The 16,143-nt window shown below is 43.9% G+C and carries 11 protein-coding genes and 1 pseudogene; 4 read left to right on the forward strand and 8 right to left on the reverse strand.

The genetic code is table 11. From position 1 onward, the window contains the following. Positions 1–63: 63 nt before the first annotated feature. Positions 64–2,565 (reverse strand): ABC transporter permease, encoded by a 2,502-nt coding sequence (locus CTT31_RS21620; protein ID WP_260492506.1) that lies wholly within the window; start codon positions 2,563–2,565, stop codon positions 64–66. Next, positions 2,555–3,268, reverse strand: a complete 714-nt coding sequence (locus CTT31_RS21625) for an ABC transporter ATP-binding protein (protein ID WP_010376092.1) — start codon at positions 3,266–3,268, stop codon at positions 2,555–2,557. The genes CTT31_RS21620 and CTT31_RS21625 overlap by 11 nt, the downstream gene beginning before the upstream one ends. Here CTT31_RS21625 and CTT31_RS21630 point away from each other — a divergent pair. After that, positions 3,267–3,887: an arylesterase gene (locus tag CTT31_RS21630; RefSeq protein ID WP_130127488.1), complete on the forward strand. Its 621-nt coding sequence runs from the start codon at positions 3,267–3,269 to the stop codon at positions 3,885–3,887. The two genes, CTT31_RS21625 and CTT31_RS21630, sit on opposite strands and share 2 nt — an antisense overlap. A 68-nt stretch (positions 3,888–3,955) precedes the next feature. Here CTT31_RS21630 and CTT31_RS21635 read toward each other — a convergent pair whose 3' ends face one another. From CTT31_RS21635 to CTT31_RS21660, 6 genes and pseudogenes are all read right to left on the reverse strand, one after another. Then, positions 3,956–4,696, reverse strand: a complete 741-nt coding sequence (locus tag CTT31_RS21635; protein WP_039495419.1) for a reprolysin-like metallopeptidase — start codon at positions 4,694–4,696, stop codon at positions 3,956–3,958. Positions 4,697–4,711: 15 nt separating this feature from the next. Next, entirely contained in the window at positions 4,712–5,413 is a 702-nt protein-coding gene (locus CTT31_RS21640; protein ID WP_211856882.1) for a hypothetical protein, read from the reverse strand. A 334-nt stretch (positions 5,414–5,747) separates the two neighbouring features. After that, positions 5,748–6,341: a 1-acyl-sn-glycerol-3-phosphate acyltransferase gene (locus tag CTT31_RS21645; protein ID WP_312026968.1), complete on the reverse strand. Its 594-nt coding sequence runs from the start codon at positions 6,339–6,341 to the stop codon at positions 5,748–5,750. A 238-nt stretch (positions 6,342–6,579) separates the two neighbouring features. Then, positions 6,580–7,467: a hypothetical protein gene (locus tag CTT31_RS21650; protein ID WP_260492508.1), complete on the reverse strand. Its 888-nt coding sequence runs from the start codon at positions 7,465–7,467 to the stop codon at positions 6,580–6,582. Positions 7,468–7,579: 112 nt separating this feature from the next. After that, positions 7,580–8,068 (reverse strand): DUF6702 family protein, encoded by a 489-nt coding sequence (locus CTT31_RS21655; RefSeq protein ID WP_260492509.1) that lies wholly within the window; start codon positions 8,066–8,068, stop codon positions 7,580–7,582. Then, positions 8,068–10,490, reverse strand: a pseudogene (locus tag CTT31_RS21660) (M1 family metallopeptidase). Before CTT31_RS21660 ends, CTT31_RS21655 begins: the two are co-directional and overlap by 1 nt. A gap of 460 nt (positions 10,491–10,950) precedes the next feature. Between CTT31_RS21660 and CTT31_RS21665 the strand changes: the two are divergent. The 3 genes from CTT31_RS21665 (at position 10,951) to CTT31_RS21675 (ending at position 16,135) form a co-directional block, all read left to right on the forward strand. Continuing rightward, a complete protein-coding gene (locus CTT31_RS21665) occupies positions 10,951–11,190 on the forward strand; it encodes a hypothetical protein (RefSeq protein ID WP_010376069.1) in 240 nt (79 codons plus the stop codon). Between the two features lie 81 nt (positions 11,191–11,271). Further along, a complete protein-coding gene (locus CTT31_RS21670; protein ID WP_260492510.1) occupies positions 11,272–12,471 on the forward strand; it encodes an exonuclease SbcCD subunit D in 1,200 nt (399 codons plus the stop codon). Between the two features lie 4 nt (positions 12,472–12,475). Next, a complete protein-coding gene (locus CTT31_RS21675; protein ID WP_260492511.1) occupies positions 12,476–16,135 on the forward strand; it encodes an AAA family ATPase in 3,660 nt (1,219 codons plus the stop codon). Positions 16,136–16,143 lie beyond the last annotated feature (8 nt).

The following is a 16,143-nucleotide window of genomic DNA, read 5'->3' on the forward strand; positions in this document are numbered from 1 at the left end:
CTTTTGCGAGATGAGTGGCTCACTGAGGGTAACGGTGAGCCACTTTTTAGACTTTTCGAAGTTTTATGTGAGTTTGCGTAGTAGCCCTTGCGTGTTTTGTTTCATAGTGTTCGCCACCATAAAGTAACCAATCACAGCGACGAAAGTTGCGCCAGTTGCAGGCCCTAATAGCCAAATATAGGGGTGCAAGCGGCCATCCACATCGAATGTTTGGACTTGGATCACAAAAAGTGCAATGTCACTGACCACGGCTGCTACCAGCCCTGCTAATCCGCCAAGTAATAAAAACTCATAAAGTGTGGCGAGTTTTATCAAACGACCTTTGGCACCGAGTGTGCGCAAGATAACGATTTCTTGCATACGTTCGGCAAGGCTCGCCTGAACCTGAGAAATGAGCACCAAAGAACCGCTGATAAGCACGATACTAAGTACAAAGCTAATCGCCAGTGAGACTTGAGAAATCATCGACTGCGCCTGTTTGAGCTGGCTTTGAATGTCGATCATGCTAATTGTTGGATACGCTTTCAAAAACTGACTAATAACCTTAGTGTCAGCTATTTCAAGCTTGGCGGCAGTAAAGTAAGTCACTGGGAATTGGCCGGCGATTTTATCGTTAAATATCATCACAAAGTTAGGTTTCAGCGAGCCCCAATTGACACTACGTAAACTCGTTACTTTGGCTTCAATTGTTTGGCTATTGATTAGGAAGCTAAGCGTGTCCCCTACTTTTATCCCTACCCGCTCGGCAAGCCCTTGAGCGACGGAAACTTGAAGCGCATCAGAGTCGTCAAACCACTCGCCATCGACTACTTCATTGCCCGCTGGCAATTCATCTAGCCAGGTAAGGTTGAGCTCTCTCCCTACCCCTTCTCGTGCGTCTTCGTCTTTTTCTTCACCTTCTTGTAGTGAGACCCTGCGCGCAAATTCTTCGCCATTCAGCGCATTTACACGGCCCAAAAAGACGGGATAAAAATGTTCATGCTTGATACCACTTTCATCGAGTTTGCTTTGCATTGGCTGAATTTCTTGTTCCATGATATTGATAAAAAACGCATTGGGTGCGTCTTCTGGAACTTGCATCTGCCAATCTGAGATCATGTCATTTTTCAGCACCACTAAAAACAACATTAATTTGATAGCCAGAGCAAAGCTAATAAGCTGTACCGCATTTGCATTGGCACGTTTTTGCAGTGTGGCAATGGCTAAAGACCAACTTGAGCCCGGGCTCAACCCTAGTTTTCTGCCCGCTGAAAATAATAGTCGTGAGATCACGTATAGCACGGCCATGAGTAGCAAGGTTGCGCCGAATAAAATCGCGGTGATCTTAATATCGCGACTAAATAGCCACATTAACCCAAAAATAGTTAACACTGAAAGTGCCATATGAATTCGACTAATCGCGATGGTGTCTCCAAGGTTGCGTCTTAGGACGCGCAGCGGCGGGATATCAAATAAATCTAATAGTGGTTTTAATGAAAACATCATTGCGCATACCACACCCACGGCAATGCTCAACAGCCAAGGCCTAAACCCTGCTTCAGGCAGGGCCGTATCCATAAAGTTAATTAGGTAAGCGGCTCCTATACTTTGCAGTCCGTAACCGATAGCAAGACCGGCTACAACGGAAAAAAAGGTCACTAAAGAAAGGTGTAAAAGATAAATACGGCGGATGGTTTTGCGACTACCACCGAGCGTTTTCATCATGGCGACGGGATCATATTGGCGCTCACAATAGCGCTTTGCAGAAACCGCCATCGCTACGGCAGCGAGCATGATCCCAAATAGTCCAGCAAGGAGCAAAAAGCTCTCTGAGCGAGCTAAGTTTTCACCCAAAGGTGATTGCCTGTCTTTTATTCCCTGCCAAGATTGATTGCTCTTGAGTTGCGGCTTGAGCCAAGTGTAGTACTCTCCCAGCTGCTGCTCTGAGCCCGAAAATAGTAGGCGGTAAAATACTCGGCTCCCGGGTTGAATGGCTTTAGTCACCGCAATATCATCATAATTAATAAGGACGCGTTTGTTCCCCGCCAGCGAGAAGAAAGGGGCATCAGGCTCGCTAATAAGCACCTTACTCACGGTAAACTGCCCTGCCCCTATTTCTACCACGTCGCCAATGTTAAGGCCAAGGGAATAAAACAAGCCTTCGCTGAGCCATACATTGCCCTTTTTCGGAGCGGCTTGAACTTGGTAATTCTCACCATTAAGGCTATCTCTTAAAGTAAGCTTACCTCTAAGTGGATATGTCTCTGTCACTGCTTTTAGCGCGCCAAGTATTAACTCATCGTTGGCAAATAACATCGAGTCAAAATACACTTGCTTAGCGGTATTTAAGCCAAACTCTCGTGCTGTGGTCAGTACTCGGTCGTCGAAATCATGGTTGCTTGAAAGCCGCCTGTCAGCAGCAATAAAATCTGCGGATTTTTGTTCCAAATTCAAACGGATCCGCTCGGTAATGGAAGACAAGCTAAACACAGTCAATACTGCAAGCGCAATTGCAGCTAGGATGATGGTGAGCTCGCCTCGTCTAAATTCCCTAGAGAATAAAGTAAGTGCTAACTTAAACCACATTGACAGCCGCTCCTTGTTTTATTACTTCTAGTTTTCCAGCTTCAATATGAATAATGCGATCACACTGTTGAGCGAGTTGCTCATCATGGGTAACAAGCACCAAAGTGGTGCCATTCTCTTTGTTTAGGTCAAACAGCAAACGCTCGATAAGATGGCCGTTTTTACTGTCTAAATTGGCCGATGGCTCGTCGGCGAATAAGATTTTGGGTTTGCCAACAAAGGCTCTGGCGATGGCCACTCGTTGCTGTTCGCCACCCGAAAGTTGTGAAGGGTAGTGCGTTAGACGATGAGACAAGCCAACCTTTTCTAATAACTCTGTCGCTTGATTTTTTGCACCTTTGTCCCCAGCTAATTCAGCAGGAAGCATCACATTTTCAAGCGCCGTTAAGCTTTGCACTAACATAAATGACTGAAATACGAAGCCGACTTTTTCTGCTCGCAGTTGAGCTCGAGCTTCTTCATCCATTTTTTGCAATGATTCGCCATCTAAATGAACTTCTCCTTTGGATGCGATATCTAAGCCGGCAAGCAAACTAAGTAAGGTTGACTTACCAGAGCCTGAAGCGCCAACGATTGCCACGGACTCACCTGACTTGACAGTGAAATCGATATCACTAAGGATAGTGAGATTACCTTCGACGGTAGAGACCTGTTTAGTAAGGCCTTTTACTTGGATCATATTTAACTGAGAAAGCACTGACATGAAGTACTATTTCCTAAAGTTGTTGTTCATACTTGTTATTGTAATGACGCCGTTAAGCGCAAATGCCAAGCAAAAACTCATGATAGTTGGTGATAGCTTAAGCGCCGCTTATGGCCTGAAACAAGATGATGGTTGGGTTAAATTGTTACAAAATAAATACGAAACAGAACAAAATCCGATCGAAATTATCAATGTTAGCGTTAGCGGTCAAACAACAGGTAATGCTGTGGCAAAAATAAATCAGCAATTGAAAACGATTTCGCCTACTCATGTATTAATCGAGTTGGGCGGTAATGATGGCTTGCGCGGTTTCCCTGTAAAAAGGTTAAAGGCAAATCTCACACAGCTGGTGCAATCTAGTCAACAAGCAGGCGCCAACGTTGCTGTAATGGAAATCCAAATACCTCCTAACTTAGGTCCACGTTATACCAGTATGTTTACCGAGAGCTACCAACAAGTGACAGAGCAAACCGGTAGCTATCTAATGCCCTACTTTATGTTAGAAGTGGCGGACAAACCGGAGTTAATGCAAAACGATAACCTACACCCAAATAAAGAAGCACAACCTCTAATCCGCGACTTTATGTATCAAGAAATAAATCAATGGCTGGCAAAGTAAGCACGAAAAAAACCCGCTAAGAGCGCGGGTTTGGGTGTGTTTTAGTTTGAAACTTGAACGTAAAGCGATTACTTGAAGTTTGCGATGCTCGTTTTAGTCGCATCTACCGTTTTCCAAGCATATGATTGACCAACGACACCGTAAGGCACACCGCCAAGAGACCAGTTCGGGTTTGCGAAGTAGTCGTACTGTGTTGCATTACCAAATACATGTGGGTAAGCCATGATACTGGCGAAGTTGTCTTGTACACCGTGGCCCATGCCATCAACGTATACACCACCGCTGGTGTCACCTTGTTTGCGTGAATGCGCTAGACCTTGATTGTGGCCAAGTTCATGAACAAATGTTGTTGCACCACAATCGATACCTGTAATGCTGAACATACGGTTGCTCATGCTTGAATATAGGTTGCCATTGCTACCTTGACCTACCCAAGCTAGACCACATGTGATGTAGTTACCATTGCGCTCACCTGTACCAAGTACTGCGACCATATCTGCACGCCAAGTATTACGTAGGTTAGCTACATAGCTGCTGTTAGTCACAGAGTCTAACCAAGCACTCGTTGGTGTGATGTTGTAGTTACCTAAGTTTTGCGTACCTGCAAGGCGTAGTTGCAGATCGATACCGTTCTGGCTGTAAACTTGGTTTGTAAACGCAATCAACTGGTTGATTTTAGTATTAATGTTTGATGTAGCAGCCGCTGACTGGTCAGTATAAAGAATACCGATATCAACGGTGACTGCTGATGCGCTTGCAGATAGAGCGAGTGCTGTTGCCAGCGATGCTGCCTTTACTGTTGTATTCATTGTTTTTCCTTTCTTTTAGTTAACGTTACTTTTGGGTTGAAAAATATCTTCCTTCACAGAAACTGAGTTATGTTCTGTTTCGTCATGACTATCATGCGGATGCAGTTCTTCTTCTTTGTGAGAGCGATATAAGTCTCGCTTGGCTGCGATCCAGCCAAATTGGTCTTTTGATTCGAATACATAGTTGCCGCTTGGTGCGGTGAGTTGACCATATACGGCGTTTTTGCCTACCGTCAAAACGGTGGTATGGAAACGACCATCAGCACCAGTGACCTTACCAAAGACGCTTTTATCGCCGTTTTCTGCTAAGGATATGCCGGTCACTTCTGCTACAAATGACTCTTGTGTTTGCGGAATAAGCAATTCAAAGTTATCGCCGCCTTCTAATTTTCTGAGTGTAGGTAAGTCAAACTCAATATAAGCTTCATTGTTTAAGTCTTGTGGTAAAACCTTTGCGGCTGATAGCACGGCTTTTGCTTTATTCGATACCTTATTCACCGCATAAAAGTCGCTACTTTTTTGTATTGGCGCTGTTGTGGTGATGGCTTGCTTAGAACCTTGTTCAAGCGTGTCAAGCTCTAGGGTCGCCTTCGACTCATCTTCTGTGTTGTTCGAAACTTGAATTACATTTGCATGTGAAAGTTGAGCTTCAGGCATCATTTTCCAAAAAGCAATTCCAATAAAACCAACAAGTAATGCAACAATGAGCAATCGCATAATCCACCACGAATACGTTAATAAGTGGTGAAATACTATTCATTTTGCGGGTTTGTGATCAACTTTTAATTTACCAAGTGTTTTCATCTGGATTCATTAAAATTAAATATCTTCATGATATATATGTATAAATCTCATTAACAAATCTTTACAATGTGGTGTGGTTAAATGTGTTAAGTAGTGGGGTTGTCAAACTAATGTAACTAAAGTGTGTATTTTTAAAGTAATTGATTAGATTGACTTTATTTTTTCAATTAGTGGCATTATTTATCTGTTAGTCTCTATCTAGTTGATTTGTATATTTAAAGTTTTCAGCTTTAGTTGACGCTTTTATTCATAGTCCTGATGCGTGTTTAGGGTATTTTGCCATTTGTTTTGAAAACTGTTGTTTGACTTGGTGAAGTAACTGATCTGGAGTGAGCTCTGTAGTATTGTTAATCGCCGGCATAACAACAAAAGTTTTACTACGGTAGTCTATTGCCATAGGCACAATGGGGACTTCGGCGGATTGTGCTATGTAGATAAAACCTTTTTTCCATTCTGAGGTGTATTTACGAGTCCCTTCTGGGGCTAGGCCCAAAATTAATTGGTCGTTGGCATTGAAGATATCGCGAACCTGCGCGACCATACCATGAGGTGTATCTCGCCTAACCGGAATACCGCCCCATTTACGTAATAGCCAGCCAAATGGTGGGATAAAAATGGTGTGCTTGCCTAAAAAACGAATTTCAACATCAAGTGCAAGCTTGACAGCAATGCCAATAAAGAAATCCCAGTTTGATGTATGCGGCGCGACGGCTGCTACGAATTTGTCTTCACTTGGGAAAGTGCCAGCTATCCTCCATCCCATCATCTTAAGCATCAAGTTTCCAAGTTTTCGACCAATAGGGCTGTTCGAGCGTGGGATATTAGGTGGAATATTGATCAAGGTATCGGCCTTCTTTGTTTTTATTATTTATTGATGGTGAATTTATTTTAGTTGACAACTTTAGGTAGCCAGCGCTGGTGTACGATACCATCGTGTAAAATGAACTACTGAATAGGCAGAGAAATCTACAAAAGCATGATTGAACTAATGTCGATCCCTTACTGCTGTATCCCCGCCCCAGATTAATTAACCAAAGCCGATAATTCAAGTTTCAATAGCTTGTCGCTCTGAGCTAGGTTTAGTTGGGTGATATGCACTGGTGGATAGGTTGCCAAGTATATTTGGGGTTAAACAGGGTATCCCTTGTGTGGCCACTCAAGTTTGGGTTTTGCAGTTTTAATGCTTTTCTCTCTTCAAATTTAGCTTTTGCAATGGCTTCACGAGTAATTGGGTGATTGAAAAACAGTTTATCAAACGAGCCGTCTTCTATTGCTTTGTTGAGGCCATAGGTAAGGCGCTCCTTGAGTCGACGGTTGTTTTTATTGACGAAAAAATACATGGCGGTGGGATAACAAAATGCGAACTTGGACTCTACCACTGCACTATTCGTACTTTGTAACTCCGTCCATGGTTCGTGAAGCGCACGAGGAAAAAGCTCAAAGCGCTTTTCTTCTAGCATTTTAGGTAATAGGGCTGCCATGCTAGTAACCACAACAAAGCCATTTTTTTCGTAGATTGAGGTATCAGGCCAATCGATACCACTGCCAAGCGTGAAGCTCATTAATTGGGCGGGTGAGTTAAGTAGGGAGAGTCTTTCCTCGGTATCTTTATGGATAAGAAATAAACGCGCCCCCATCATCCCTTTAAGTAACGGCACATATACCGTTGCTAAACTTTTTTCCCGTTGGATTGACGTCATGCTCCAGTGAACATCTAAAAGCTTCCCTTGCTCCAAAATTTCTAAGGTGCGTCCTTGGGGGGTGTGATCGAAAGAGTTTTCAATGAGTTGGTAAGCGCCGTATTTATCGCGGCTCTTATTTAGAGCCAGTCTTAACAGCGCGATGTAGTAGTCTTGTTTGGGATCGGCAAATTCTTTAGAGATGTTATAGCGCACAAGATCGCTTGCACAGACGCTATATGACGTTAGTAATATGAAGGTTAAAACCAGCTTTATTGAGGCTATCATTCCTTTTCCTCGTCGCGCGTTCACAATGTATGCTTTAACTTTAGCGCAGAACATGAGTTGATAAAGTAAAAAAGACACCGAAGTGCCTTTTTACTTTAGCGAGTTAGATAACCTAAAACGTGACGCTTAGCCAATCATCATTGCCATCAAAGTGCAGCGACCTGACTTTTCCTTTGCCTTCGAAGTTTACTAAATTGACTTGTTCTGACCACACATCTCTGAGTGCATTGTGACGCATTTTAAGCTCTGTTATTGGTGAGAACAGCGGGGTTTCTTGATATACCCAAAAGAATTGGCCATCGATTTCCGCACCAACCAAATTTAAAGGCAGCACTTTCCCTGCGCCTGTTTTGATTTCAACGTGCTTACTGACATAATCCGCAAAGCTTGCTCTATCTGCAGCATTGTTAAAGATGTCGGCATTTTGACTCAGTAGGCTCTCTATCGCATGCTCAGTATCATGGAGATAAAATCTGTGCATGATCTCGATATTGCCACTGCGTTCGTTAAATAAAACAGTGGTGATCGCTGCTTTTAATTGGTGCGCCTGACAAAGCGGCGAAATCAGCACCAGTAAACAGGCTAAGCGCCAGGTTTTCATTAGTTATCCTTTTTCTCTTCGAATGGTTTTAGCTCGGCTTTCACGTCTTGCATGATATCGCGATACACTTTACCTTCACGCTCTTTCTTTTTATAGAGTTCTAGGCGGGATTCTATAATGCGCCTTGGGTAATGGTTATTCTCGATATCAACGTCAGCAGTTTCCCATCGCGGATCAACAGTCACGGATGCAAGCGGCTTATCTTTATCTGTAATAATTAGCTTGCTGACGTTACGGGCATTGCGACGCCAAATCTCGGCAGGGATAGTTCGCTCTTCTTTGCTACCATCTTGGTACGTGAGCTCAAGTAAGATTGGCATCACGAGTCCACCGACATTACTAAACTTAAGCACATAATAGTTTTTGTCTTCTTTTACCGCGCGCTCAAGGGTACGTTTTTCCCAAGGTTTAAGCTCAGATAAAAACTCACGATACTCATTTCGTTCTTCATTGGTTACCGTAAACTGGTCATTACTATCGTAAAAGTCTGTTATGTCTTGGTTTTTATCAATCCAAAGTGCGCGCCCTTGTTCTTGATTGCGTTTGACGAACAACGAGATTGGTTTGTTCTTTTCAAACTCACGTAGGCGGCCAAAGTCAATGTCTGGGTTTTTGGTGTCTAACCGCAATTGATAGATTTTATCTAATGAGATATCGACATGATCTGTGCTGTAAAACCAGCCACGCCAGAACCAATCTAAATCGACCCCAGAAGCTTCCTCCATCGTTCTAAAGAAGTCGGCGGGCGTTGGGCGTTTATATTTCCAGCGTAGGGCATATTCTTTAAATGCAAAATCGAATAGCTCACGACCTAAAATCACCTCGCGCAGAATATTAAGCGCTGCAGCAGGTTTAGTGTAGGCATTTGGACCGAGGTGCAATACGCTGTCTGATTGCGTCATGATTGGAGACTGATCTTCAGATTTCATGTAGGCAGCAACATCTCTTGGCTCAACGCCCCAAGGAATGGTGGGATCCCATTCGCGGCCAGCAACGCCATCTAAAAAGCTATTGAGACCTTCGTCCATCCATGTCCATTGGCGCTCGTCTGAGTTGACTATCATGGGGAAGTAGATATGCCCCACTTCGTGAATGACAACGCCGATTAAAAAACGTTTCTCGGCCAGTGAATAGGTGCGAGAGCCATCATCTTGCAATTTCGTACGAGGACCATTGAAAGTGATCATCGGATATTCCATCCCACCGACAGGACCATTTACCGATTGCGCGGTTGGATAGGGGTAATCAAACGAGAAGCGTGAATAGACTTCCATGGTATGAATAACGGCTTCGGTGGAGTATTTTTTCCACAAGTCCCCCCCTCTTTGGGGAAAAATGACATGGCCATCACGAGAGGCTGTTCGTCACCACCTTGCTGATAGCCTTTAGCATCCCACATAAATTTACGTGATGAAGCCCACGCAAAATCGCGCACATTTTTGGCCTTAAAGCGCCACGTTTTGGTGTCATCTGTGCCGGCTTTTTCGTTCTCTAGCGCTTCTTCTTCAGTAACGACAAATACCGGGCGTTTTGCTGTTTTTGCTTGCGCTAGTCTGTCACGCTGGGTTTTGCTCAGAACTTGCTTTGGGTTATCTAACTCACCGGTTGCAGAAACGATATGATCGGCCGGCACCGTGATTTCAACGTCGTAGTCACCAAATTCGAGCGTGAACTCACCACTGCCAAGAAACGCCTTATTGGTCCAAGCTTCATAATCTGTATACGCCGTTAGACGAGGGAACCATTGCGCGAGCAAAAAGATGTCATTACCATCTTTTTCAAAGTGCTCATAACCCGAACGTGCGCCAACCGCATCTTCTTCAACAATATTAAAGGCGAAGTCCATACTAAATTGTAGCTCTTTACCTGGTTTGAGCGGTTCGTTTAGGTCAACACGCATCATGGTATCGACAATCGTGATCTTGAGCGGTTTACCGCGACCGTCCTTGACATTATTAATGACAAAACCAAGTTCTGTGTCATCCATAAACTGCTGGCGTCTGAGTTGATTTAGTGAAATTTTTGCATGTTTTGTAACCGGATTACTCTGTAATTCGTTCCCAAAGGTTGCAGTGCGTTCAGCGATTGAATCGTTTTTGAAGATATTTTGGTCTAATTGTAGCCATAAATATTTGAGGGTGTGAGGAGAGTTATTTTTGTAATGTATGGTCTGCGTAGCGGTTAATCTTTTGGCTTTCTCGTCCAAATTTACATCAATATCATAATCCACCTTTTGTTGCCAATAACGCTCTCCGGGCTCACCGGCTGCGCTGCGGTAGATATTTGGGGTCGGTAAAGTCTCGTCTAATTGGCGAAACTTATCTTCAAAATGCCCTTTGGTTTGTGAAATGGCGCTGGCGTGTGCGACACCGGATAGCGCGAGTGCAACCAATAAAGGCATAGCTGGTGTTGATTTTTTCATTGTTATTTCCCGTTTTATCATGCCAAGGCATTGACCGATAAACATTTTTATTTCAGTTTTTTGCTCTGAGTGAGTAGAGGGGATTTACATGGTGACAAAGGAAGACAAATAAAACCTTCTACGTGTCAATAAACTGACAAATAAAAACACATAAATCAAAGTTTTGAGATAAAGTAACAAGATTTGGACACGACTGAAATGAGACTGTTTTGAGTGTTTTTTAATCTATTGTTTTTGATAGAAAAAATACAGTGGTCTAAAAAATTAATTTGTATGCCAAAAAGGTATTTTGCTGGGTTATTGTGTACATTTTATAAATAAATAAAGAAAACAAAATTAGTTGTTGATATTGACCCAAGTTTGTCTTTAAAATCGCGCACTTTACAATCTCTGGGTAAAACTGGCGTTAGTTTTGCTCTGTACTAAATACCCGTTTAGCGAATCGAATGTGGTGGGCAGTATGGATTTCTACATACTAAAAAAACAAGAGAAGTTTGTTGCAATTCCTGCAGACGAACAAAACTGTAAAGATTATTTAGATGACGGCTATTTTTATGTTGATAAAGTAGCTGCCTGTAACGAGAAATCGGCGATTAAACGCGTGCAAGATAAGCATAGTCGTGTTTTCAAGTTACCTGCTAAATTCTTTTTACTGGCATTACCTATAATCATTTTTGCTTGGTGGCAGTTGACTCACTAAGCTGTTAAAGCGTCAATATTCACAAGACGAATATTGCTCGACGATGCTATATTAGCGTTTCTATAGGAAAAGGAACGCTAAATGAAGGTTTTACACACGTCTGACTGGCACTTAGGGCAATCGTTTTACGAGCATGATCGCAGTGAAGAGCATCAGCTGTTTTTAGACTGGCTATGCGATGCGCTGGTGGAACAGCAAGTCGATGTACTGTTGATCAGCGGTGATATTTTTCATACCGCAACACCGCCCGCCAGTGCTGAAAAGCAACTGTATACCTTTATCCAAAAAGCATCTCAACTTTGCCCTCAGCTGCACATTATTCTGATTGCTGGCAACCACGATTCTGCTAATCGCATTGAAACCGCAAAACCACTCTTAACCTTATTCAACACCCATGTTATTGGACGCTTTAACAAACAAGCGCCTGAACAAGTTGTTATCGATTTACCTATCGCAGCGCAGCATATGCATGTTGTGGCAATGCCATTTTTGCGCAGTGCTGATTTACCAAAAGCGCTAGATGACGAGTTTGACTATCAAACCGGGGTGCAATTAGCTTATCAGCATGCGCTAAGCACGATAGAAGAAGTGAAAGGTCCTATTGTGCTAATGGGGCATCTGCACGCCAAGGGGGGAACGATTTCTGAAGATTCTGAGCGTAACCTCAACATTGGCGGTTTTGATGCGGTATCTGCAGGCGTGTTTGGCGAGCAGTTTGACTATGTTGCGTTAGGTCATTTACATAAAGCGCAAACCGTCGCTAAGCAAAGTGCTATCAGATACTGCGGCACACCTTTGCCAATGTCATTTTCCGAACGCAATTATAAGCATCAGGTATTGCTCGCTGAATTTAATGAGCAAGGTCTGGTCGATGTAAACCCCCTTTACGTTCCCCGTTTTAAAGATGTGCTATATATCCCTGAAAATGGTGCAAAGCGCTTGACTGAATTATGCGAAGCTATCGCGGCGCAGGATTTTAGCAAGTTCGATAGCGCTCCCTATATTCGCTTAAAATTATCTGCAGCGGAAACCAATAGCCGCTTTCGAGCCGAGATTGATGAAGCGCTAAAAGGAAAGGATATTAAGTTTTGTGGTATTGAGCGGGTGTCTAAAGGCGCAGCTACCAGTGAGTGGTTGTTTGAAGATTTGGGCAAAGTTGAATCGTTATCGCCCAATACCTTGTTGGATATTGCCTATCGCGAAATTGAACCAGAGCAGGAAAAAGCACCCGCGACATTACATGAAAAGTTAGCAGAAGTGATCGCGAGCATGGAGGAGTAGGGCGATGAAACTTGAAAAAATATTAATCACCAACCTTGCCTCTATAGAAAGTGCAGAAGTCGACTTTACTGCGGCACCACTCAAAGACACCGGTCTTTATGCCATTACTGGTGATACAGGGGCGGGAAAAAGCACTTTACTGGATGCGGTTTGTCTTGCATTTTATGGCAAAACCGCACGGTTAAAATCGGACGACAAAGAGAAAGTTGCCTTTAATGGCGATAATATTAAGTTAAACGACCCGCGAAACCTATTGCGTCGGGGTTGTGTTGCGGCATCTGCTAGCGTGGTTTTTATTGCTCAAGATAGCAAACGTTATCAAGCTATTTGGTCAGTAGAGCGCGCTAGAAAAAGCCCTAAAGGTAATTTGAAAACCGCCACTATTGAGTTGTTCAGCCTACCTGATATGACCCTAGTCTGTGAGAAGAAAAAAGAAACAGAACAAAAAATCGAACAGCTAGTCGGGCTTAACTTTGAACAGTTTACTCGAGCCGTGCTGCTTGCTCAGCATGAATTCTCCGCGTTTTTGAAGGCTGGGGGAGATGAACGGGCTCAGTTACTAGAATGTCTTACGGGTACCGAAAAGTTCAGCAATATCGGTAAAGCGGTTTTTGAAGCGCACAAACAAAAGAAAGTCGAGCTGCAATCCCTGCAAGATAGGCTAGGTCAAATTGTGCTTTTGTCACCAGAGCAGCTTACCGAGCTTGAAGCACAAAAGTTGGGATTGCTTGATACAAGAAATCGACAACAAGAAACAAGCACAAAGCTGCAAGCTCAGCTGCAATGGCTCGCGGATGTCGAGCTAAGAAAGCAAAAAATAGCTGAGGTGGAGCACACGCTAAAAACGCTTGAGCAGCAAATAGAAGAGGGAAAGCCACAGCAGGAATATGCGCAGCAAGTCTTAAAAGCCAATGAGATGCGTGATAACCGTGAGCAGCATGAGCTGGCGGATAAACGCGTTGCGCAGCTATCTCAAGAGCGGCTAGCATTGCAGCAACAAGATTTTGCATCCGCTATTGCAACGCTTAAAGCAAAACAGCAGCAACTGGAACAGCAGCTTATTACGCAGCAAGCCAATTTTGTAAAGTTAGAACCAAGCTTTAATACCATTCGTATATTGGATGAAAAGCTGAGCCTACACAAAGCGCAAGAACGAGAAACTAAGCCCTATCTCGACAAGCACGCCAATCTTATTGCGCAACATGAAGCTGCGATACAGAAGTATCAAGTGCAACAAGGCGAGATCGCTACTGAATTACAGCAGCTAGAGCAGGAGCAAGCGAGCTTGCACTCAGTTAGCAATATTGCCGGGCAATGGAGCGTGGTTCAGCCTCAATTCGATGATCTGCAAAAGTACCAACAACAACGTAACGATCATGAAACCCAGTTGCAAAAATTACCGAGCGAACAGCAAGCGCTAGGTACACAATTGAGCAAACATGAGGCTGAGGTACAGCACCTACAAAAGGTTTACGACACCGAAGCCAGCGCGCTCTCAGCGTTAAAAGAAGCACTCGCACCTTTGACTCGACAAGACCTAAATTTGGCATTGCAGAACTGGTCTCTATGCGCGCAAGCCTATCGTAGTATCGAAGAAGGGGATGCCTTGCTGCATCAGTTACGATCGCAACAAACGCAACATCATATTGGCTTGGAAAGGCTTGAGATACTGATCCGAGATACCAAGCAGCAAGACGAGTTGTCTAAGCAGCGTTTAGCCCTAACTCGTGATAACTTGGAGCAAGTGCAGTTACGCGCAAGTGAGCGGATCAGCGATTTACGCGCTCAACTGCGGGCAGGACAAGAATGCATGGTGTGTGGCTCAAAAGAACATCCTTATGGTGTGGAGCACATCGATGCCCACTGGGAACAACTACTATCGGATTTTCGGTCTCAGTATCAAGCTGCTGAGCAAGCTCGTGAACAAGTGTTGCAGCGTTATAATCAACAAGTCGGTGAAAAGGAGCGTGAGAATGCGCTATGGCAGTCAGTCACTCAGGAAATTGCTCACTGCACTAAGCAAATAAATGAGAATCGCGCTCGACTAGATGCATTGAGCGATGAGTATAAAGTTGGCAGCGCTGAGCAAGCTGAATTGCAACTCGTGAGTATTCAGTCACGGCTAAATGAACTATCAAAGTTACGCAATAATATCGACCGCCAGTGGCAATCGGTTCAGCAGGCACAACAACACCTCGAGCAGGCTAAACATAAAGGGCAGGCACTTCAGCAGCAGCACCATGATTTAGGTAATCATATTGCCTTTTTGCGAACCGAATATGAGCAGCTATCACAGACAGTAGACGCCTTACGCAATCGACTTGAAGCGTTAATTTCCGATAAGTCGTGGTGGCAAAACTTTGATTCATCTCCTCAAGCTGCCATTAGCCAACTTAAAACGGGGGTGCAAACTTGGCTAAAAACCACCGAGCGTACAGATGCGTTAACGGCGAATAAAGTTCAGCTTGAGCATCAATTACATCTTGCCAGTCAACAAAAACAAGATGAGGCGCAGCGGCTTGAGGAATTAGAACATACGCTTTTACAACATCAGCAGAATATTGAACGCCTCAATCGCGAACGTGCTGAATACTTACCACAGCAGCACACCAGATTAGATGATTGGATTGCAGAGCTGAAGCAGCAAGAACAGCAAAGCCGAGAGCAGATCACACAAACCCAGTTGGCGCTGAGCCAAACCGAAGCACAACGTGAAAAGACCCAACACAGTCTGACCCAGCTAGAAAAGCAAATTGCCGAGCAAACATCGCGGTTGCAGCAACTTGATGCGCGCTTTGAACAATGGTTGCTCGACCAGCAAGGGCAGCTAAACAAAGTAAAAGTATTAGCGTTACTTGAGGTTTCGTTGGATGAAGCGCGAGCGAATCTAGAAAAGTGTGCGCAAGTTCAGCAAACCTTTCAAAACACTAAGCTGCAGCTTAGTCATCAGCGTGAAGAACTCAGCCAACTTGAAAATAAGTACCCTGATGGAGTTGACAGTGCACAAGTTAAACTAAGTCATGCCGAGACGACGCAAGGACTTGAGCAAACTCAAAATCAGTTGCTACAAGTGCAAAGTGCATTAGAGGTTGATGCTCAGAATAAACAACAATTCTCTTTACAAGCGGCAAGTCTCGCTCAGTTGCAACAAGACTACGAGCAATGGCATTTGCTAGATAAGTTATTAGGTGACGCAACAGGCAAGAAGTTGCGTAATTGGGCGCAAACGCAAACGCTAAAAATCTTATTGCAGTATGCTAACCAGCAATTGCATACGCTTTCTAGACGTTATCTGCTTACCAATATCGAGCAATCTTTAGAAATTGCGGTCATAGATAAAGATATGGCTGACGAACAACGTAGCGTCAACACCTTATCTGGAGGAGAGTCCTTCTTGGTATCTTTATCTTTAGCACTTGGACTTGCTGCGCTTTCGTCAAATAAAGTGCAAATACATTCATTATTCATTGATGAAGGGTTTGGTACGTTAGACCCCGAGACGCTAGGTGTCGCGATTGATGCACTAGACGCGTTGCAATCACAAGGCCGAAAGGTTGGAGTGATCTCGCATGTTGCTCAGATGAGCGAGCGGATTGCCACCCGAATCCATGTGAATAAACAGCCGGGAGGCTACTCATCTTTAAATTTAGTACCACAAACATAAGGAAATTT

Origin of the sequence: Pseudoalteromonas maricaloris (assembly GCF_024746855.1) — a bacterium.
GTDB classification, from domain to species: Bacteria; Pseudomonadota; Gammaproteobacteria; order Enterobacterales; family Alteromonadaceae; genus Pseudoalteromonas; species Pseudoalteromonas maricaloris.

Bases quoted from the DNA above. Each gene is read 5' to 3' on its own strand.
- CTT31_RS21620 (WP_260492506.1), bottom strand. From the start codon at position 2,565: ATGTGGTTTAAGTTAGCACTTACTTTATTCTCTAGGGAATTTAGACGA.
- CTT31_RS21630 (WP_130127488.1), top strand. From the start codon at position 3,267: ATGAAGTACTATTTCCTAAAGTTGTTGTTCATACTTGTTATTGTAATG.
- CTT31_RS21625 (WP_010376092.1), bottom strand. From the start codon at position 3,268: ATGTCAGTGCTTTCTCAGTTAAATATGATCCAAGTAAAAGGCCTTACT.
- CTT31_RS21635 (WP_039495419.1), bottom strand. From the start codon at position 4,696: ATGAATACAACAGTAAAGGCAGCATCGCTGGCAACAGCACTCGCTCTA.
- CTT31_RS21640 (WP_211856882.1), bottom strand. From the start codon at position 5,413: ATGCGATTGCTCATTGTTGCATTACTTGTTGGTTTTATTGGAATTGCT.
- CTT31_RS21650 (WP_260492508.1), bottom strand. From the start codon at position 7,467: ATGATAGCCTCAATAAAGCTGGTTTTAACCTTCATATTACTAACGTCA.
- CTT31_RS21655 (WP_260492509.1), bottom strand. From the start codon at position 8,068: ATGAAAACCTGGCGCTTAGCCTGTTTACTGGTGCTGATTTCGCCGCTT.
- CTT31_RS21665 (WP_010376069.1), top strand. From the start codon at position 10,951: ATGGATTTCTACATACTAAAAAAACAAGAGAAGTTTGTTGCAATTCCT.
- CTT31_RS21670 (WP_260492510.1), top strand. From the start codon at position 11,272: ATGAAGGTTTTACACACGTCTGACTGGCACTTAGGGCAATCGTTTTAC.
- CTT31_RS21675 (WP_260492511.1), top strand. From the start codon at position 12,476: ATGAAACTTGAAAAAATATTAATCACCAACCTTGCCTCTATAGAAAGT.